The following is a 20,161-nucleotide window of genomic DNA, read 5'->3' as shown; positions in this document are numbered from 1 at the left end:
TGTTCCCTTAAACTATTTCATCTTATTTCATAAAAAAGCCCCAAATTAGGGGCTTAAATTTTATTAAAATGTTTTGGATACACTATCTACTGCTCGAATGGTAAAATCAAGATCCTCATAGGTTAATGCATCAGTAATAAACCACGTTTCATAAGCGGATGGCGCAATATAAATTCCCTCTTGCAACAATCCGTGAAAGAATTTTTTGAACGTTTCGTTATCACCGTTTGCAGCGGTTTGAAAGTCTACAACCGGAGTCGCATCAAAATGAATCGAAATCATAGATCCAATAGTATTTATTGTAAACGTCACATTATTTGCTTTGAGCACTTTATCAATTCCTGCTGCCAAATACGCTGTTTTCTCTTCTAATCTTTTAAAAATACCACGATCAGCATCTAGTGCTTGCAACATTGCTAATCCAGCTGCCATTGCCAATGGATTTCCTGATAAAGTTCCCGCTTGGTAAACCGGGCCTAACGGAGCCAGATAATTCATAATTTCTGCACGAGCTGCAAAAGCTCCAACGGGCAATCCTCCACCTATTACTTTCCCAAAACAAACAATATCAGCCTTTACATCAAATAACTCCTGAACACCGCCTCTAGCAAGTCTGAAACCAGTCATCACCTCATCAAAAATCAATAGAATTCCATTATCGGTACACAATTGGCGTAAGTCCTCTAAAAAACCTTTGTTTGGCGGAATACAACCCATATTTCCCGCAACTGGTTCCACGATTATGGCTGCAATTTCATTTTTATTAGCTTCAATTAAAGTCGCTACATTTTCTAAGTCATTGTATTTTGCAAGCAAAGTATCTTTGGCTGTGCCTGCTGTTACTCCTGGACTGTTTGGTGAACCAAAAGTAATGGCACCGCTTCCCGCTTGGATTAAAAACGAATCGGAATGACCGTGATAACAACCGGCAAATTTTATTATTTTATCTCTTTTGGTAAATCCACGAGCCAATCTTACAGCACTCATACAGGCTTCGGTACCGGAGTTTACAAATCTAATTTTATCGATATTTGGAACCATTGCTACGGCTAATGCGGCAATTTGCGTCTCCAATTCTGTAGGCATACCAAATGAAGTTCCTAACTTAGCTTTCTCAATCACGGCTTGCACTACTGGTTCGTAAGCATGGCCTAAAATCATTGGTCCCCAAGAATTGATATAGTCAATCAAACGGTTTCCATCTTCATCATACAAATAAGCACCTTTGGCACTTTTGACAAAAATTGGAGTTCCACCCACCGCTTTAAAAGCTCTTACTGGCGAATTTACACCTCCTGGGATTACTTTTTCTGCTTCAGCAAAAAGCTGACTGCTTCTTTTATACAACATTTATAATATATGAATTATCGTTATTTTAAATTATTTTACAACCAATTTTTGTCCAATAGAAAGGGAATTATCAGAAAGATTATTTCTTTGTTTTAAATCTTCAATCCTTAATTCAAATTTTTTAGAAATAGAATACAGCGTATCCCCTTTTTGAACTACATACGAAATCAATCCCTGATGTATTGGACTTTTCAATTCTACCGTTAATTTCTCAACCATCCGTTTTTCATTGGAAACATAATTAACATCTAAAACCTGATTGTCATATTCATCCAAATGATAACGCTCAATATAGGAGATTAATTTGTCGGGATATTTTGGGTCTGTAGCATATCCAGCTGATCGAAGTCCTCTGGCCCAAGCTTTGTAATCATCTTTTGAAAACCCAAAAAGTTTAGCATACCGGCTTCTTCCCGTTAGAAATAGGGCATGGTCTTTAAATGATTCTGCTGGATTATCATATTTCCTGAAGCATTCTTGCGAGGAGTCGTCATCATGTTTTACTGTTTCACCAGTCCAGCCCTCATGACATTTTATTCCAAAATGATTGTTGGCATTTAAAGCTAAATCTCCCCTTCCTGCTCCAGATTCCAGAATTCCCTGAGCTAAAATTATGCTTGCTGGAATTCCATAATTTCTCATATTTCCCATTGCAGCATCTTTATATTGAGAAATGTATTGGCTAACCACATCATTTGTAACTATAGTTTTTGAGGTTGAAACAATTATTTCACTTTCATTTTTTTTCTGTTCTGGCCTTACTTGTTTCGAAACTATAGGTTTAGTTGTCTTTGGGACCGTAGGATTCGTTTTCTTGATTGTTCTGACTATTTCAGTTTTTGATCGTAAAGGCGTTTTTTTGGTAGTTACAATAACTGGCTTTGCGGCGTTACAGCCTATCAAAGTAATTATGGTAAAAATTAGTAGGATTTTTTTAAACATTTATATTTATTGTTGGTAATTGTTTATTAATTAATTTCATGTTCATTCCTTGAATTCCCTGAATTCCTCCGGTATGAATTAGTAAAATTTTTGAGTTAGCAGGAAAATAGTTTTTATGAATTAGATCTATAACGCCAAAAACCATCTTTCCAGTATAAATCGGATCCAAAGGAATCTTATTTTCAGAATAAAACTGATTAATAAAGTCAATTAAATTTGTGTTGACTTTTGCGTATCCTCCAAAATGATACTCTGTTATTAATTCCCAATTATCGTTTTGGACAAAATTACGAATTTCCTCTTGGAGAAAATCGCCTTTTAAAGCAGGAAATCCTAAAACCCTCTGGTGGGCTAAAGCGGTATTTATTATTCCTGAAATAGTTCCGCCAGTTCCAATTGAACAACAGATATAGTCAAACTCGGCATCATCTGCAGTTAGGATTTCCTGACATCCCTTGATGGCTAAATCATTAGTTCCTCCTTCAGGAATTAAATAAAAATTTCCGAATTTTTGTTTTAAACTTTCTAAGAAAGATAATTCATTTTTTAGGCGGTATTCATTTCTTGATATGAATTCAAATTTCATACCACAATTTTGAGCGAATAATAACGTTGGATTCTCAGATATTTTTCTGGCTATTTCATCCCCACGAATTATCCCGATACTTTTAAATCCTTTTTCTCTCCCTGCATACGCTACTGCTGCTATGTGATTTGAAAAAGCACCTCCAAAAGTTACTATCGTATCTTGGTTTTCCTCTTTAGCTTTTAGCAAATTATATTTCAATTTTCGGAATTTATTACCGGAAACAAAAGGATGAATCAAATCTTCCCTTTTGATTTGAACTGAAATGGAGTTCTGAAATAACATTGTTAACTTTTGATTCAAAGATTTTTTTTTACAAAGATAAAATTTTTATATCTAACAAAAAATGCAACCTCTAAAGATTGCATTTGGTGTTATTAATTCAACATGTTTTATTTTCTAATAATTATTTTTTGTCCCATTTGTATTTTATCTTTAGTTGCAATCTTCACGATATAAATTCCATCACTAAGTCCAACTGTAGAAAATGTGACTAACGGACTCGTTCCTAAGTCTTTTTTATGAAAAATTAGTTTTCCAGCAATATCATACAAACCACAAGTTGCAAGGTCCATTTGCAAAGGATTACTTATATTTAAGTTTTTAGTATTATTATCTTGATAAATTATGAAATTTTTGTGCGTCGCATCTTCAACTCCTAATGTTGAATTGTTTTTAAACGTAATTTCAAACTGTGTATTATTCACGCCAGCAGGTAATTCCATTTCATGAAAATCATTTTTAATGTCATAATACAAATCTTTAACTTTATCGTGTAAATAAATCGCATTTAATGCTGTAAAGTTTATAATTTCGTTCACTGTAATCTTATAATTGGCTTGTTTCAGATTTTTAAAACCTAATGCTATTTTTTTGTCAATATCAAAATTTATTGCATTAATAACAAACTCTGAACCTTCTAAGATAAAATAAACATCTGCGGGCACATCATCGCTGGTAGACTTAGCATCCATAGCGTGATCGACACCATCCGTTGCTTCAGGAATTAATGCTAATGCCAATTGGCGAACACCTTGATTGTTCATCAATGTATTCAATCTAATTTGTGGGATTGGGGCTAAACTTAAAGTAGTATAATCAAATCCTGAAACTGATTGAATTGGTGATGAATTGTTTGAAGCGTTTTTTGAATTGCTTTGATTGGTATTTTTATTAAATTGAGAAAAATTTGCTGCACCTTCTTTAACAAATACCCTATAATTATTCTTCATTTCTACAAAACCGTTTGCTAATCCATCAATCAAAAATCCTTGCCCAATTGGTGAAAAACGTCTCTCATAAGCTGCTCCAGTCCCTGAACTTGACCCTTGATTACCTAATCCATCGTACGAATAAAATGTTGCTGGCACATAAATCCCTGTTCCTGATCTAGATACTGGAGAGAAAGTACCATACCCTCCTTTATAATCCGTTATATAATGTGAATTTACTGTTTTATCTTGTTCCCAAAAATAAGCAACTCCTGTACAATTTATTGCATCCGTTAAAAAAGCAGATAAATCGATTGCCGATGGATAGGGATTTCCAGTTAAAGTAAATTGACCAATTGCTACTGGAACATTAATAGTTCCGTCATTTGGTTTTCCTCTAAAATCATACCTTTGCTGACTAGTCGGATTATTCTGTACTCCGTTAACTGTAATTAAATTAGTACCTGAAGTTCCTTTCATAGTAAATCCTTCACCAGAGTTAATATTAGAAGTGGATCCAACTTGGATCCAACTTGAATAACTAGATGTCGCTATCAATTTATTAATCCAATGCGGAGCAATTGCAAATGGACTAGCCGTACCATTATAATTGTTATTTGATAAGATAGTTGGATTATTACTGTTAGTTAAATCAACTATATCTTTAAGTTGGGTAATTCCAAAAGGTGAGTTTCCAGCTGCTGCAACATTACCTCCCACTGGTGAACACCAATAATTAAATTGAAAATTATTGGTTGTCCCTTCCTGAAAAACAGATAAATTTCCTAAACCTTTATTAGTACCACTCGTAGAGGATCCCTGTAACAATTGAGCATCTCTCCTTAGATAAAAATTGCTATTAGCTGCATTTAACTCCAAATCTTGTTTAATAAAAACAACTTCATTATTGACAAATACATAACTATTAGGACTCACATACACCTGTGCATTAAGATTGCACTGAAACAAAAAACCTACAAAAATAGGCGCTACTTTTTTGAGTAATTTTAAGTTCATAAGCTTTTATATTAAATATTTATTTTTGAAAAATTCTATCAAACATTAAATTTTGATAGAATAATTTTATGAGAAGAAACCTAAAATAATTTTGAAATTATTGGTTTTCGAAAAAATCATTGCTTCTTACAAATTAAAGTTATAACAAAAAAGACTCTAATTGTCCAAAATAGCAACAAAATTGATATTTTACCTTTTTAAGGTCTATTTTAAAAAAATTTAAACATGTTATTTCTTATTTTTTGATTTTTCTTAACAACCGTTTCAAGAAATCAAATAATAGAATTAGTATGACCAACAGCTCCTAATTTTAATTAAAACCAGAATTCTATTTTAAAAAGTAACCAAACTGTAGGGATTTCATCTAATACAAGTATTTACTGAATATGTGCTATTAAAGCTACATACTAAAAGAGAACTATTCTTAAATTAAAATAGAAATTATCTAACATTAATTATTGTTAATATCCTATTGTCTAATGTTACCATTCCAGTGTCTACACTCCATCGTACGTCGATACTTTGGCCTGATGATACAGTAGCTATTGCTTGTAGGGCTATATCAAAAGTATTAACAGTACTTAATCTAAATCTGGTAGAATTTGGAATTAAAACACCATTTTGATAAATACTAAAACTTGCATACGCACTGCTGACAGTAGGTGTGAAAAACCCTCCTTGAACATTTGAATTTTCAAATCCTGATATAACACCAGAGTGGGTACCTATATCTCCCGTTATATTAGAAACGCCTGTATTCCCTACATTACCCGAAGAAGTAAAAGCAGCAAAAGAGGACAATGCACCCAAATTAGCATAAGAACTATTTCCAGTTTTTACAATAGTAGAAGTATCAATACCTAAGGCTCCAGCAGTTGAAAGCATCCTACCATCAAGGGAACAATTGGCTCCAAGCGAAACTGCTCCATTATTTGCAAGTAAAGTTCCCTTCATTATCGTTCCTGCAGCAAGCCCTATGGCACCTGCTTGTGAAATCCAAAAAACATTAGAGGCAGATGCCCCATTAAGCAAAATTATTGTAGTATTTGCTGTAGTACTAAAGGCTGCTCCAAATTTAAAAATAAATAGGGCATTTGAATCTCCTCCTCCATCTAAGGTAAGTACACCTGATACCGAACCTGCCGCTGCTATACCATATACCCCTGGAGGTAATGTCTCACCACCAAACGTAGCTGAATGGCTAGAATTTGTAACAGGAATGGTATTTAATTGATTATAATATGATTGTATATCTGTTGACGCCTGAGCCGTTTTGTTACCAGCTATTAACCTATATTCCGCATTAAAACTGACTGCATAAGTTCCTGCTTGCGGACTTATTGACATCCCTGGAACTACAATATCTGTTGAAGAACTAGTTGTTATATCTCCAGTTGCATCCACTGATTGATAATTACTTGTGGTATTTGCCAATACAAAAGCTGTGGTTGCTAATTGTGTTGTGTTTGTCCCAACTGCTGCAGTTGTTGCTATAGGTATTCCAGTAAAAGTAGGAGATTCAGAAAAAACTAACTTTCCACTTCCAGTTTCATCGTTCAATGAATTCAATAGTTGTGCTGAGGTAATACTTACAGCTTGCGTACCGTATAAAACTCCAGTAGTTGGTAAAGTAACATCGGTTAGAGCAGTCGTTCTAATTGTTGTAGCAAATGTTCCCGGCAATGCAAGGGTTGATGCATTATTATTCGATATTCCCGTTCCTCCGTTTATTGGTAAAACTATACCTGGAATAAATTCTTGCCAACCCAAATTGTAAAAATTAAAAACTGAGGTTGTGGTATTATAAATCAGTAGTCCAGTTGCTGGAGAACTTATCGCATCTCTTTGTATCGTAGTCAGTCGAGGCATCAAAAATCCTTTATTGGTTGATTGAACATCTAGTATTGACGATAAATCAGGACTTATTGTTCCAATCCCTACTTGTGCAGTTGCTATTTTAGGAATTAGTAAGAATAAAATGAATATTAAAGAAATCTTATTTTTCATAAATTTTTTATTACTCTGTTGATATTAAGTTATAATTTATTGAAAAACAACACATTTTACTTTTAAAACTTTAACAATGTACAAAGGTGATGTAATTTGACTAACTAAACTATCATTAATAAATCTAATCTATTTAAATCTAATCTATTTGATATTGATTATACATAAAAAAGTATTGGTTTAACCTTTTATTTACTGCAAATACTGACTTTTATGATTGAAATTTTATTGCATTATAAATAACGTATTTTATATAAAAAACATACATTTTTTCTTATAAAAATAATTTAATTATTCATTTCTCATAGAGACCTTTTTTTATTTAACTAAGATCTAGCATTATTTTTCAAACAAAACGAGCTTTTTTATGGTGTAAAATTAAGATTCTGTTATCTTTAAGTAATACATTGCTCCAAAACGTGAATCATCAACGTTTAAAATTCAGCGATAAAGTACCTAATCGACTGTAATTAATTTCAATATATGTTTATTTAGAATTAATTGTCTTGGTCAAAAAGTATTTCACTATTTTTTCAGTGATTTTTTATGCAAATAATTTAAAAACCCAAAAAAAGATCTTCTTTTTAAATAGTTCAAATCTGATTCATTAGCATAGGCTTCTCTTTCGAAGCTAATATTTCTGTAAGCCAAATTTGCATTTTTATACTGAATCAATCGAATACAATATTCTAACAAATACCAAATAAAAAAAGGAATGATCAGAAATTCTAATTGCTGGCGAAGATGAATTTTTTCATGATTGATCAAAATGGTATTGACTTTATCTTCCTTAAATTTTAATAAAATAAAAGGAAATACTGCTAACCCACGATATCCTTTTGGAATTAAATATTTAGTAACAATCAGCAACATTCGCTATAAAATTTATAAATTTGTAGTACTAAAATAGCTCGATTTAATTAAAGACGCAATCGTTTGAGTATTTTATTAATTAAAGCAAATTGATTAATTTGTACTCTAGAACAATACTAAAATATGATTGACCAAAGTAACGAAAATAAATTAATCGAAGGCGAAGACTTCTATTATACACCCGAAGGATATAAATGTTTTACTGAAAAACACCATCTAAAACGAGGCTACTGTTGTAAAAGTGGCTGTCGCCATTGTCCTTATGGATTTGATAAAAAAACAAATACCATTAAAACAAAGTAATTTTTTAATGGTATTAAACATCCAAAGTTACGATTAACTGAACCAACCAAAATATGACATTTAAAGAACAAATACAGCAAGGAATACCGTCTATCTTACCCAAATCAAAACCGTACGAAATAGAAATCAATCACGCACCAAAGCGAAAAGAAATTCTTTCTGGTGAAGAAAAAAAACTAGCGCTACGAAATGCCCTTCGTTATTTTGAACCCCACCATCATGCCGTATTAGTAAAAGAATTCTCAGAAGAATTAGAAATCTATGGTCGTATTTATATGTATCGTTTGCGCCCGGATTATAAAATGTTCGCGCGACCAATTGCGGAATATCCTGGAAAAAGTGAACAGGCAAAAGCAATTATGCTCATGATTCAAAATAATTTGGATTATGCTGTAGCGCAACATCCGCATGAATTAATTACCTATGGTGGCAATGGTGCCGTTTTTCAAAACTGGGCACAATACCTATTGACTATGCAATATTTATCGGAAATGACCGATGAGCAGACTCTGACGATCTATTCAGGACATCCCATGGGATTATTTCCTTCGCATAAAGAAGCTCCAAGAGTTGTCGTTACAAACGGAATGGTAATTCCTAATTATTCTAAACCCGACGATTGGGAAAAAATGAATGCATTAGGCGTTTCACAATACGGGCAAATGACGGCAGGAAGTTACATGTACATTGGTCCGCAAGGAATTGTACACGGAACAACAATTACGGTTTTGAATGGTTTTAGAAAAATAAAACGCAGTCCAAAAGGCGGCTTATTCGTCACTTCGGGTTTGGGCGGAATGTCTGGTGCACAACCTAAAGCAGGCAATATTGCCGGTTGCATCACCGTTTGTGCCGAAGTAAACCCTAAAATTACGCACATTCGCCACAGTCAAGGATGGATCAATGAAGTGATTGAAAATGTGGATGAACTCGTAAAAAGAGTCTTTTTGGCGCAAGCCAATAAAGAGATCGTTTCCATTGGGTATCTGGGTAATATAGTTGATGTTTGGGAAAAATTTGACCAAGAGAATATCCATATCGATTTAGGATCTGATCAGACTTCGCTACATAATCCTTGGGCTGGCGGCTATTATCCTGCTGATATTTCCTTTGAAAAAGCAAATGAAATGATGGCTGATACTCCTGATCTATTTAAAATAAAAGTTCAAGAAACTTTACGCCGTCATACGACTGCAATAAATAAACATACTGCTAGAGGAACCTATTTCTTTGATTACGGTAATGCTTTTTTACTGGAAGCCTCCCGCGCCGGTGCTGATGTAATGGCCGAAAACCAAATCGATTTTAGGTATCCAAGTTATGTACAAGATATTATGGGGCCCATGTGTTTTGATTATGGTTTTGGTCCTTTCCGTTGGGTTTGTGCTTCTGGAAAACCGGAAGATTTAGCCAAAACAGATGTAATTGCCTGCCAAGTTCTCGAGGAAATAGCTAAAACTGCACCTGAAGAAATTCAACAACAACTACAGGACAATATCCATTGGATAAAAGGTGCTCAGGAAAATAAACTGGTCGTAGGCTCCCAAGCTCGCATTCTTTACGCCGACGCTGAAGGACGGGTAAAAATTGCCGAAGCATTTAATCAGGCTATTGCTAATGGAGAAATAGGAACTATTGTTTTAGGACGCGATCACCACGATGTTTCGGGAACTGATTCTCCGTATAGAGAAACATCTAATATTTATGACGGTTCCCGTTTTACAGCCGATATGGCAATACAAAACGTCATTGGAGACAGCTTTAGAGGAGCAACTTGGGTATCCATCCACAATGGCGGCGGCGTAGGCTGGGGCGAAGTGATTAACGGTGGATTTGGTATGGTTCTTGATGGTTCAAAAGAAGCTTCAAAACGTTTAACATCAATGCTTTTCTGGGATGTTAATAATGGGATTTCTAGAAGAAGTTGGGCTAGAAATGAAGGAGCATTATTTGCCATAAAAAGAGCTATGGAAACGCAACCTTTATTGAAAGTTACCATCCCTAATATAGTAGCCGATAATTTGTTGGATTTTTAAAAATTTGAGCGTATCTTTAAATAACATAAAGTAAACCAAACAGTCATATCATGAAAGCAATTAAACTTATACCCGTATTTCTACTTTTCATAATTGCCTCTTGCAGTTCTGTAAAAGTATATTCAGATTATGATAATAATGTAAATTTCAGTCAATACAAAACGTATGCCTTTCATAAAAAAGGAATTGATAAAGTTGAAATTTCAGAATTGGACAAAAAAAGAATCCTGAATGCCATAGACCAAGAATTGGGTAAAAAAGGAATGACCAGAAGCGAAAACCCCGATCTGCTAATTAATATACTAACCAAAGAAAGGGAAAAAATTGATGTAAACCAATACAACGCAGGATGGGGTTATGGTTGGGGATGGGGATGGAATCCATATTTATGGGGCGGAAGAAGCACTTATGTTTCGTCATCAACCGAAGGAACACTGTATATTGATTTAATCGATGCTAAGAAAAAAGAATTAGTTTGGCAAGGCGAAGGTGTAGGATACTTAACTGAAAATCGCTCTGAAAAAGAAAAACAAATTAATGAATTTGTGGCAAAAATTCTTGAACAATTTCCGCCTAAAGCAAAATAGTTTACTATTACATTTCAACATAAAAGCCTACCTTTGCGTAGGCTTTTTTCATACCCAATCATGGCACAATTTAACGACATTATCACATTCGAAGATATCAAATTACTAGTGGATACTTTTTATTCTAAAGTTCAAAAAGATGAATTTATCGGACCCATATTCAACGAAAAAATAGGCAACCGTTGGCCGGAACATTTAGAAAAAATGTATCGCTTTTGGCAGACTATTTTACTTGAAGTGCATTCCTATTCCGGGAGTCCTTTTCCACCACACAAACAATTACCGGTTGCCAAAGAACATTTTGATCGCTGGATGCAAATTTTTACGGAAACTACCGATAGTTTATTTGCAGGTCCATTAGCCGAAGAAGCGAAACTTCGTGCCAAAAATATGGCTGAAATGTTCCATTATAAAATTGACTATTTCCGCAATCTTGAAAAAAATCAAACAAACAATTCGTAGTTTTTAATCCAAAATCAGTTCCTTTTTGCAAACAGCAACACACTATTTTATGCGCAAACTATTATTTCTTGTCGTTATACCCACTTTTCTACTTTCTTGTTCCAATTTAAAACAAACCACTAAAAACAAACCAACTCCAAGTTTAAAACTGATCCGTTCCATTGAAATTCCTTTTGATGAAACGTTTCAGAATACAAAAGTGGGCGGATTGTCCGGAATCGATTATGATGCAAAAAACGATTTGTATTATTTGATAAGTGATGACAGATCGGTGTTTGACGATTCTAGATTTTATACTGCAAAAATTCGTTTGCTCGAAAATAAAGTAGAAAGGATCGATTTCCAAAGTGTCAGCACTTTAAAAAATGAAACTGGAAAAGTGTATGGCAATTGGAACACCACGCCAACAACCTCCGCAGATCCCGAAGACATCCGATTCAATCCAAAAACAAAGACTTTGGTTTGGTGCAGTGAAGGCGCGCGAGTGCTAACTGCAGATAAGGAAGTTTTACAGAATCCTTCGTTGAATTTCATGGATTTAAAAGGTGATTTTCTGGGTAACATCACATTACCAGGAAATTTAAAAATGCAGAAACTGGAAAAAGGTCCAAGAAATAACGGCACTTTAGAAGGGATTACTTTTGACAAAAACTATAAAAACATCTTTGCGAACATTGAAGAACCGCTTTTTGAAGATGGCAACCAAGCCAATACCAGCAAAGGCGGTTTGATCCGATTGTATCAATTTAATGCCAAAACAAAAAAGAACACCGCTCAATATGGCTACAAACTGGAGCCTATTGCTCGTGAGCCTAATCCGAAAGGGACTTTTGCTGTCAATGGTGTTTCGGCAATTCAGTATTATGATAAAAACCAATTGTTGGTTGTGGAACGTTCCTATTCTACCGGAACACAAGCCTGCACTGTAAAAGTATTTTTATGCGACTTGAAAAAGGCCACTAACGTTAAGAATCACCCTTCCTTGCAAAACCAAAAATTGGAATTAGCTTCTAAAAAACTAATCCTAAACATGGATGATTTAGGAATTTTTATTGATAATATCGAAGGGCTTACTTTTGGACCTAAATTGGCAAATGGTAATCCATCCATCATTTTTGTTACGGATAATAATTTTTCTGACAAACAAAAAACACAAGTTTTGGTGTTTGAGTTGGTGAAATAGTCAATAAAAAACATCTTCTAATCCCCAAATCCCCTAGCCCCGATTACTTCACTATACTTTTATTTTTAATGGAGTTCAGTGAACTTCGTTTGCAATGAAAAGCTTTTTGCAAAAGCCGTTTTGGTTTTTCTTGTTGCTGCAGAGCGACCAAAGGAAGCTCCTGCGGGAACATTAGAAAAACTAACGGGTTTGCAAAAACTTGTAATGAAAAGCGGGAAATCGCTCTTGGAATTCGTACTTTTGCAATAAAACTACAACGTTTTCGATATGAACACAACTATAGAAAGCAATCCGTTATTAGACCGATTGCCAAAACACTTAAAACAATTCATAAAATCTCAGAATTATAGTGATTACACGCCCATAAATCAAGCGGTTTGGCGCTATGTGATGCGCAAAAACGTAGATTATTTGTCAAAAGTCGCACATAGTTCCTACTTAGAAGGTTTGAAGAAAACGGGAATCGAGATTGATAACATCCCGAGTATGTATGGCATGAACCGAATTTTGACCGAAATAGGTTGGGCTGCCGTGGCGGTGGACGGATTTATTCCGCCGAATGCTTTTATGGAATTTCAGGCGTATAATGTCCTTGTAATTGCTTCTGATATTCGCCAACTCGAACATATAGAATACACGCCAGCGCCGGATATTATTCACGAAGGTGCTGGTCACGCGCCTATTATTGCCAATCCTGAATATGCGGAATACCTGCGTCGTTTTGGAGAAATAGGCTGTAAAGCGATTTCTTCGCATAAAGATTACCAAATGTATGAAGCCATCCGACTGCTTTCTATCTTGAAAGAAGCTGAAGATACGCCGCAAGCCGATATTGATGCTGCCGAAAAAGCAGTGGAAGATTTGCAAAATAATATGGGTGAATTATCAGAAATGGCACAAATTAGAAACCTGCATTGGTGGACTGTGGAATATGGCTTGATAGGGACTACTGATAATCCCAAACTTTATGGGGCTGGACTCTTATCATCTATAGGTGAAAGTGCGTGGTGCATGACGGATAATGTAAAGAAAATTCCTTACGACTTATCAGCAGCGAACCAGAGCTTTGATATTACGAAACTGCAGCCACAGCTTTACGTCACTCCAGATTTTGCTTATTTAAGCTTGGTTCTGGAAGAGTTTGCTAATAAAATGGCGTTGCGTACTGGAGGATTATCAGGAATTAATAAACTAATTCATTCGAATGCTTTAGGAACGATTGAATTGAGTACTGGAATCCAGATTTCGGGAGTTTTCACCAATGTTATTGAAGAAGAAGGAAAACCTGTTTATATTCAAACAACGGGAAAAACAGCATTGTCATACCGTGAAAAAGAATTAGTAGGCCATGGAACGGCTAAACATGCCGAAGGTTTTGGAAGTCCTATTGGAAAATTAAAAGGAATAAATCTCGCCATTGAAGACATGAGTCCTAGAGATTTAAACGCCTATTCCATCACTGAAAACAAAAGTGTAACCTTGGCATTTGAAGGAAATATTACCGTCACGGGAGAAATTATCACTGGATCACGTAACCTGCACGGAGAAATTATTTTAATCAGCTTAAAAAACTGTACCGTTACTCACGGAAAAACTATTTTATTTCAACCAGAATGGGGGATTTACGATATGGCTGTAGGTAAAAAAGTGATTTCTGCTTTTTCGGGCCCAGCTGATGTAAACAGTTTTGATTTAATTTCGCATGTCCCGACAAGCAAAACCATCAAAGCAAAACACACTGCAGAACGGGATGATTTAGAGGTTTTATACAAAGCGGTTCGAAATAGTAGAGAAACCAAGGATACAGAAACTTCTTTAGTGCCAATTTTTAATAAATTACGTACCAATCACCCAAACGACTGGCTATTAGCTGTTGAAATTACGGAGCTTTTGAAAGAGAGAAACGAACCGCAACTACTACAAGAAACAATGATTTATCTCAATCAATTAAAAGAAAAAAGACCCGAAGTAGCGCATTTGATTGCTGGTGGTTTGGATCTTATTTTTGACAAAGAGAAAGCTTAAAAATAAATGAACCGCAGATTTATAGATTATTAGAATTATCTAAAATCTATGACCCGAGCCAAAGTAAACAGGCAAAGCAATCTGCGGTTCATTTTATTATAATTTTATTTTTTGCCCAAAATCTTTTTCGCTTTCGATTACCTTTCCTTCGTATTGCAATTTCCAACCCATGGTATTGGTCAAAATCAATATTTTAGATAATTCACTTATCAAGCGGTTCTGAGCATTCGTTTTCAATGCTGATTTTTCTATTTTCTTAGCTAGATTTGCTTTTACCGATTTGTTGATTTTATTGTAATCATCTCCTGTAAATGGATTTAATTTACTTTGTTCAACATTATAGAACTGAATATCCGGGCTTATTTTTATCTCTTCTTTAGGAATACTGAGAATTGTGATGGTTTTGTTTTTTTCATTGATGTCGTACTTCATTTTGTGTAAATCATACGCAACGGTTACATCAGCATTGACGATAACCAAGGCTTTTTTTTCGAATGAAAGCATATCCAATAAGTATTTTTGCTGGTTCTTATAGGTAATCACTTCCGAGAAATGACCTTCAGTAACTACTAATTTTCCAACATTTAGAATTTGTTGTTGAATGAGATTCGTATTGTACTGGATCTCTTCATCATCTTTTTTCTTAAAATCGCAGTATTTGAATAATAAAAAGATTCCACCGATAACTGCTACTCCAATAAGTATTCTTCTAAGCATAATTAAAATTTCAGGAATGAATATTGATTTTCCAATTTAGTGATTTTTTCTCTGACTTTCAACACAAACTTTAAATGGCTTTCAGAATTCGGGTTAAAAGGCTTGTGGGAAAGATTTTTTTGAATCCCTTCCACTTCGTCCATCAAATCAAAAGCAGTTTCAGAAATCGTTGTTTCCTTGAAACGTTTCCAAATATAATCGATTGCCACTGGATTGGGATGCAACATATCTTCTGCATAAAAACGGTAATCCCGAAGTTCATCCATTATAATTTCGTAAGAAGGAAAGTATTCGGTGTTTAGCTTGCAGTGTTCAGAATTCAGAATACTGTGAATAGCCGAAATCAAATGTGCTTTACTCAACTGATTCTCCACAAAACCGTCTTTTATATGTCGTACTGGTGAAACCGTGAAGATAAAATTACAAATAGGATTTATTTTTTTGATTAAATCAATGGTATTTTTAATAGAATTTTCAATTGTCCCCACTGACAAAATTTCTTTTTTAAATTGATTTTGCGGCATTTTATGGCAATTGGCAACAATAGCATTACTTTCAAAATTTCGATAAACCCAAGAAGTTCCAAAAGTGACAATTAGATGCGAAGCTTGAAATAGTTGTATCAATGAAATTCTTAAAACAGTATTCAATTTTCTAAGTAAATCTTTTTGGTTAACATCACTAAAATCTGAATGAACCTCATAACAATGCCAGCGTTCATTATGAAAAAAAATATCTTTCTCTGTAAAAAAAAATTGATTAGCAATACGGTAAATTAGTTTTTCAATAGAGACTGGATTGAAAATTATTCCGAAAGGATTTATAGTATTTTGAAATTTAAAATAATTGAATTTTTCACCCATGTTTTCCGCAAAACACGAACCCAAAGACACAATTTTAGAATTGTAATCTAAAGGATAATTACTTTTAGAAATGGGAATTTGGGTTCTGAATTGCATTGTTTTTTATTTACTACAAATTTGAATAATTTTAGCGAAATAAACGGGGTTTAACTCTTTTTTCATTGGTATAAAAAAACCCTTTCAGAGTTTTAAACTTTGAAAGGGTTTATCAATCCTATACACTCAAAAATTTATTCATAAAAATATTGAAAAGTTGCATCGTGAATATTCTTTCCATTATAGATATAATACGCTTTCATCTCACTAGGAAATCCGCTAGCATTATAAGTATATTGATTAAATGTAGGGAAAAAGACAGAAATATTAGATTTCGAAACATTATTAAACTTATGCAAATGATATCGTAAGGTTGAGGCATTATAAAGAGGTGCAATCTCTTGAAAGATAATTTTATTTAAACCTAAAACATTCTTTTTAGCATTTGATTTCGAATCATACTCAAAACTGGCAAAAAGAAAACTAGCATCCAAAGACTCTGATTTAATAAGATTTTTATTTGCATCAAAAGAAAACTTTCCTTCCCATATTTGAGTTTCTATCTTATCCCTAGAATCACTAGAGAACATTTTGCAATTGACAGTATTCATATTTATTTTATCATATACTACTCTCAACACGCCTTTAAACGTATCAAAATATTGTTCTCTGGTAGAAGAAATTAAATCTTCGTTATTATCGTACAAAAAATCTGTTTTCAGAACAAGTTTATCGTGATTAGCATTAATATTTTTTACTTTTATACTCGTGATTAAATTACCCGTATAAGTGTATTCAGTTTTATAATTATACAAAAAACCTATATTCCCAACTACCGAAAGATCTTTTTTTGCTATAACTTCACTTACGATTTTGTTCCCGTTGTAAATAAAATCAGTCGTACTCATTTCTTTTCCATCCCTATCTAATTCAATAATTTTTTTGATGAGTACCGATGGTGGCGTTACCGGTATATCACTTTCGCTATTATCGCTTGAACATGATGATAATATCAAAACACTTAAGATTAAAGTTATTTTTTTCATATTATAATTTTTAATAAATTAAATAATAAAAAACCAATTTAACACTATTAATTGTATAAAAAAAACTCAAATATCTTTTTACAATATTTGAGTTTTAAATAAATTATGAATATAATCTTCAAGAAATATTTTACTTAACAAAGTCAATCGCTTTTTCCAATGCTTGTTGAATTCCAGCCACATTCTTCCCTCCTGCTGTCGCAAAAAATGGTTGTCCACCACCGCCACCTTGGATAAACTTACCCAATTCACGAACTACTTGTCCTGCGTTTAGGTTTTTCTCCACCACTAATTCTTTAGAAATATAACACGTTAACATTGGTTTTTCTTCCTCTGCTGTTGCCAAAACTAGAAATAAGTTATTCCCTAAATTCCCTAATTCATATGCCAAATCTTTTGCTCCTTCCACATTCAAATCAACTTGTTTCGCAAGGAATTTAACGCCATTGATTTCTTGTATCTCTGCTGTTAGACTCGCTTTCAAATTTTTAACTTTATCTTTCACCAAAGTCTCAATTTGTTTGGCCAATTTGGCATTTTCTTCTTGCATTGAATGAACGGCTTTCAAAATGTCCTGAGGATTTTTCAACGCTATTTTCACTTCATTCAATGTGTTTTCATACAATGCAAAATGTGCTTTCACGGCATCACTTGTAATGGCTTCGATTCGACGAATTCCTGCTGCAACCGCGCCTTCTGAAACGATTTTGAAATGCCATATTTCAGCTGTGTTTTTTACGTGGATTCCCCCACATAATTCCATGCTTTCGCCAAATTTAATAGCACGAACCTCATCTCCATATTTTTCTCCGAATAATGCCATCGCTCCTTCTTGAACTGCTTGTGCAAAAGGAATATTTCTTCTTTCAATTAGTGGTAATTGCTCTTGAATTCTTGCGTTTACAAAATCCTCTACTTGTTGCAATTCAGTTTCCGTCATTTTAGCAAAGTGCGAAAAGTCAAAACGCAAATAATTTGGATTTACCAAAGATCCCTTTTGTTCCACGTGTGTTCCCAAAATACTTCTTAACGCTTGGTGCATTAAATGTGTAGCCGAGTGATTTCTAGAAGACAAGCTTCTCAAATCCTGATTCACCTTGGCCACAAAACCAGCATTTACATTTTCCGGTAATTTTTTTGCAAAATGTAAAATCAGGTTATTTTCTTTTTTAGTATCGATGATTTCAATGGTTTCATTTGCAGAAACCAAAGTTCCCTTTTCACCAACTTGCCCACCACCTTCAGGATAGAATGGTGTATTATCTAAAACGATTTGGTACAAAACACCATCTTTTTTACTGTCTACTTTACGGATGCGCGTAATTTTTACCTCAGTTTCAATTTGATCGTAACCCACAAACGTTTCTACATTTCCAGGAATCAACACAGACCAATCTTCGGTAGAAACTTCTGATGCGGCACGTGAACGCGCTTTTTGAGCTTGCATGGCTACATTAAAACCAGTTTCGTCGAGTTCTAATCCTTTTTCTCTAAGGATTAATGCGGTTAAGTCAATTGGGAATCCAAAAGTGTCATATAATTCAAATGCTTTAGTACCTGAAACTGTTGTCCCTTTCGTTTCGGCAACTACATTTTCCAGTAATTGTAGTCCTTGGTCTAATGTTCTCAAGAAAGAAGCTTCTTCTTCCCGAATCACATTGGTAACCAATTGTTGTTGCGATCTGATTTCCGGAAAAAATCCCCCCATTTGATCGGATAAAACGCCAACCAATTGGTTGATAAACGGTTCTTTGGTATTCAAGAACGTAAATCCATACCGAATCGCACGACGCAAAATTCTACGAATTACATATCCTGCTCCTGTGTTTGATGGCAATTGTCCGTCAGCAATAGCAAAAGCTACCGCACGAACATGATCAACCACTACACGAATAGCAATATTGGTCTTGTTTTGTTCTTCACTAGTATTTAAAACTTCGTTTGAAGTGTATTTTAATCCGGTTATTTGTTCTACTTTTTCAATAAGTGGTGTAAAAACATCCGTGTCATAATTAGATGTTTTTCCTTGCAATGCCATACACAAACGCTCAAATCCCATACCGGTATCAACGTGTTGCGCAGGAAGTTTCTCTAAAGAACCATCTGCTTTACGGTTGAACTCCATAAATACGTTATTCCAGATTTCTACTACTTGCGGATGGTCATTGTTCACTAAACTTTTTCCTGAAACTAACGCTTTTTCTTCATCTGATCGTAAATCAACATGAATTTCGGAACAAGGCCCACAAGGTCCTTGGTCGCCCATTTCCCAAAAGTTGTCTTTCTTGTTTCCAAGAATGATTCGGTCTTCGTCAATCAGTTCCTTCCAGATATCCCAAGCCTCTTGATCGAATGCTACATTCTCCTCTGGATTTCCTTCGAAAACAGAGACGTATATATTTTCTTTCGGGATTTTATAGACCTCTGTCAAAAGTTCCCAAGCCCAGTTGATGGCTTCTTTTTTGAAATAATCTCCAAAAGACCAGTTCCCCAGCATTTCAAACATGGTGTGGTGGTACGTATCAAAACCTACATCTTCTAAATCGTTATGTTTTCCAGAAACACGTAAGCATTTTTGTGTATCGGCAATTCTATTGCTTTTTGGTGTGGCGTTTCCAAGAAAATATTCTTTGAACTGAGCCATTCCTGAGTTGTTGAACATCAGGGTTGGATCCTCTTTTAGAACTATAGGTGCTGATGGAACGATTAAGTGTCCTTTTGATGCAAAAAAATCTAGAAATTGTTTGCGTACGTCTTGTGATGTCATTTTTTTAATTTAAATAATTAAAGATTCAACGATTTAAAGATTTCTTAGAATCAAATCTTTTAATTTGTTTTGCCTCAGATATCAGTGAAAAGCTTCGTAGTTTTGAAATTTATTTCTCTTGAGATGACAGAGCGACTTCAGGAAGCTCTT

Annotated in this window: 17 protein-coding genes; 7 read left to right on the top strand and 10 right to left on the bottom strand. The window is 34.4% G+C overall.

Translation table 11 applies throughout. The features are described from left to right. Positions 1 to 63: 63 nt before the first annotated feature. The 6 genes from hemL to AC0608_RS09925 all read right to left on the bottom strand — a co-directional run bounded on the left by hemL (position 64) and on the right by AC0608_RS09925 (position 7,986). Positions 64 to 1,350 carry a glutamate-1-semialdehyde 2,1-aminomutase gene (gene hemL, locus AC0608_RS09950; protein ID WP_478288961.1) on the bottom strand — a complete coding sequence of 429 codons (1,287 nt, stop codon included), beginning with the start codon at positions 1,348 to 1,350 and terminating at the stop codon, positions 64 to 66. 30 nt (positions 1,351 to 1,380) lie between these two features. Further along, positions 1,381 to 2,292 (bottom strand): glucosaminidase domain-containing protein, encoded by a 912-nt coding sequence (locus tag AC0608_RS09945; protein WP_417958465.1) that lies wholly within the window; start codon positions 2,290 to 2,292, stop codon positions 1,381 to 1,383. Then, a complete protein-coding gene (locus AC0608_RS09940) occupies positions 2,285 to 3,163 on the bottom strand; it encodes a 1-aminocyclopropane-1-carboxylate deaminase/D-cysteine desulfhydrase (protein ID WP_478288960.1) in 879 nt (292 codons plus the stop codon). The genes AC0608_RS09945 and AC0608_RS09940 overlap by 8 nt, the downstream gene beginning before the upstream one ends. 107 nt (positions 3,164 to 3,270) lie before the next feature. After that, on the bottom strand, positions 3,271 to 5,106 hold the full coding sequence (locus tag AC0608_RS09935) for a T9SS type A sorting domain-containing protein (RefSeq protein WP_478288959.1): 1,836 nt from the start codon (positions 5,104 to 5,106) through the stop codon (positions 3,271 to 3,273). Positions 5,107 to 5,547: 441 nt separating this feature from the next. Then, on the bottom strand, positions 5,548 to 7,113 hold the full coding sequence (locus tag AC0608_RS09930; protein WP_478288958.1) for an ice-binding family protein: 1,566 nt from the start codon (positions 7,111 to 7,113) through the stop codon (positions 5,548 to 5,550). Between the two features lie 525 nt (positions 7,114 to 7,638). After that, positions 7,639 to 7,986: a hypothetical protein gene (locus tag AC0608_RS09925; protein WP_478288957.1), complete on the bottom strand. Its 348-nt coding sequence runs from the start codon at positions 7,984 to 7,986 to the stop codon at positions 7,639 to 7,641. Between the two features lie 123 nt (positions 7,987 to 8,109). Between AC0608_RS09925 and AC0608_RS09920 the strand changes: the two genes are divergently transcribed. The 7 genes from AC0608_RS09920 to AC0608_RS09890 all read left to right on the top strand — a co-directional run bounded on the left by AC0608_RS09920 (position 8,110) and on the right by AC0608_RS09890 (position 14,582). Continuing rightward, positions 8,110 to 8,289: a C1orf53 family protein gene (locus AC0608_RS09920; protein ID WP_417958471.1), complete on the top strand. Its 180-nt coding sequence runs from the start codon at positions 8,110 to 8,112 to the stop codon at positions 8,287 to 8,289. Between the two features lie 53 nt (positions 8,290 to 8,342). Then, a complete protein-coding gene (gene hutU, locus AC0608_RS09915; protein WP_417958472.1) occupies positions 8,343 to 10,325 on the top strand; it encodes a urocanate hydratase in 1,983 nt (660 codons plus the stop codon). Positions 10,326 to 10,375: 50 nt separating this feature from the next. Beyond that, a complete protein-coding gene (locus AC0608_RS09910; RefSeq protein ID WP_417958473.1) occupies positions 10,376 to 10,912 on the top strand; it encodes a DUF4136 domain-containing protein in 537 nt (178 codons plus the stop codon). Positions 10,913 to 10,972: 60 nt separating this feature from the next. Further along, complete coding sequence (locus tag AC0608_RS09905; protein ID WP_417958474.1) at positions 10,973 to 11,374, top strand: group III truncated hemoglobin; 402 nt, start codon at positions 10,973 to 10,975, stop codon at positions 11,372 to 11,374. 49 nt (positions 11,375 to 11,423) lie between these two features. Next, positions 11,424 to 12,557, top strand: a complete 1,134-nt coding sequence (locus AC0608_RS09900; RefSeq protein WP_478288956.1) for an esterase-like activity of phytase family protein — start codon at positions 11,424 to 11,426, stop codon at positions 12,555 to 12,557. Positions 12,558 to 12,635: 78 nt separating this feature from the next. Continuing rightward, positions 12,636 to 12,806 (top strand): hypothetical protein, encoded by a 171-nt coding sequence (locus AC0608_RS09895; RefSeq protein WP_478288955.1) that lies wholly within the window; start codon positions 12,636 to 12,638, stop codon positions 12,804 to 12,806. An 18-nt stretch (positions 12,807 to 12,824) separates the two neighbouring features. Continuing rightward, positions 12,825 to 14,582 (top strand): aromatic amino acid hydroxylase, encoded by a 1,758-nt coding sequence (locus tag AC0608_RS09890; protein ID WP_478288954.1) that lies wholly within the window; start codon positions 12,825 to 12,827, stop codon positions 14,580 to 14,582. A gap of 96 nt (positions 14,583 to 14,678) precedes the next feature. Here AC0608_RS09890 and AC0608_RS09885 read toward each other — a convergent pair whose 3' ends face one another. From AC0608_RS09885 to alaS, 4 genes are all read right to left on the bottom strand, one after another. Further along, positions 14,679 to 15,299 carry a DUF4230 domain-containing protein gene (locus AC0608_RS09885; protein ID WP_417958478.1) on the bottom strand — a complete coding sequence of 207 codons (621 nt, stop codon included), beginning with the start codon at positions 15,297 to 15,299 and terminating at the stop codon, positions 14,679 to 14,681. 2 nt (positions 15,300 to 15,301) lie between these two features. After that, positions 15,302 to 16,258, bottom strand: a complete 957-nt coding sequence (locus AC0608_RS09880) for a GSCFA domain-containing protein (RefSeq protein ID WP_478288953.1) — start codon at positions 16,256 to 16,258, stop codon at positions 15,302 to 15,304. 134 nt (positions 16,259 to 16,392) lie between these two features. Further along, entirely contained in the window at positions 16,393 to 17,244 is an 852-nt protein-coding gene (locus AC0608_RS09875; RefSeq protein ID WP_478288952.1) for a hypothetical protein, read from the bottom strand. A gap of 130 nt (positions 17,245 to 17,374) precedes the next feature. After that, positions 17,375 to 20,011: an alanine--tRNA ligase gene (gene alaS, locus AC0608_RS09870; protein ID WP_478288951.1), complete on the bottom strand. Its 2,637-nt coding sequence runs from the start codon at positions 20,009 to 20,011 to the stop codon at positions 17,375 to 17,377. Between the last annotated feature and the right edge of the window lie 150 nt (positions 20,012 to 20,161).

This window comes from Flavobacterium sp. GNP008, from assembly GCF_056428965.1.
The sequence above is the reverse complement of the archived record's forward strand: the minus strand, read 5'-3'. Positions and strand labels throughout refer to the sequence as shown.

Excerpts from the sequence above, each read along its gene's own strand:
- AC0608_RS09925 (WP_478288957.1), bottom strand. The coding sequence starts at position 7,986 with ATGTTGCTGATTGTTACTAAATATTTAATTCCAAAAGGATATCGTGGG.
- AC0608_RS09910 (WP_417958473.1), top strand. The coding sequence starts at position 10,376 with ATGAAAGCAATTAAACTTATACCCGTATTTCTACTTTTCATAATTGCC.
- AC0608_RS09875 (WP_478288952.1), bottom strand. The coding sequence starts at position 17,244 with ATGAAAAAAATAACTTTAATCTTAAGTGTTTTGATATTATCATCATGT.
- AC0608_RS09880 (WP_478288953.1), bottom strand. The coding sequence starts at position 16,258 with ATGCAATTCAGAACCCAAATTCCCATTTCTAAAAGTAATTATCCTTTA.
- AC0608_RS09885 (WP_417958478.1), bottom strand. The coding sequence starts at position 15,299 with ATGCTTAGAAGAATACTTATTGGAGTAGCAGTTATCGGTGGAATCTTT.
- AC0608_RS09945 (WP_417958465.1), bottom strand. The coding sequence starts at position 2,292 with ATGTTTAAAAAAATCCTACTAATTTTTACCATAATTACTTTGATAGGC.
- AC0608_RS09900 (WP_478288956.1), top strand. The coding sequence starts at position 11,424 with ATGCGCAAACTATTATTTCTTGTCGTTATACCCACTTTTCTACTTTCT.
- AC0608_RS09935 (WP_478288959.1), bottom strand. The coding sequence starts at position 5,106 with ATGAACTTAAAATTACTCAAAAAAGTAGCGCCTATTTTTGTAGGTTTT.
- hutU (WP_417958472.1), top strand. The coding sequence starts at position 8,343 with ATGACATTTAAAGAACAAATACAGCAAGGAATACCGTCTATCTTACCC.
- AC0608_RS09940 (WP_478288960.1), bottom strand. The coding sequence starts at position 3,163 with ATGTTATTTCAGAACTCCATTTCAGTTCAAATCAAAAGGGAAGATTTG.
- hemL (WP_478288961.1), bottom strand. The coding sequence starts at position 1,350 with ATGTTGTATAAAAGAAGCAGTCAGCTTTTTGCTGAAGCAGAAAAAGTA.
- AC0608_RS09905 (WP_417958474.1), top strand. The coding sequence starts at position 10,973 with ATGGCACAATTTAACGACATTATCACATTCGAAGATATCAAATTACTA.
- AC0608_RS09920 (WP_417958471.1), top strand. The coding sequence starts at position 8,110 with ATGATTGACCAAAGTAACGAAAATAAATTAATCGAAGGCGAAGACTTC.
- alaS (WP_478288951.1), bottom strand. The coding sequence starts at position 20,011 with ATGACATCACAAGACGTACGCAAACAATTTCTAGATTTTTTTGCATCA.
- AC0608_RS09930 (WP_478288958.1), bottom strand. The coding sequence starts at position 7,113 with ATGAAAAATAAGATTTCTTTAATATTCATTTTATTCTTACTAATTCCT.
- AC0608_RS09890 (WP_478288954.1), top strand. The coding sequence starts at position 12,825 with ATGAACACAACTATAGAAAGCAATCCGTTATTAGACCGATTGCCAAAA.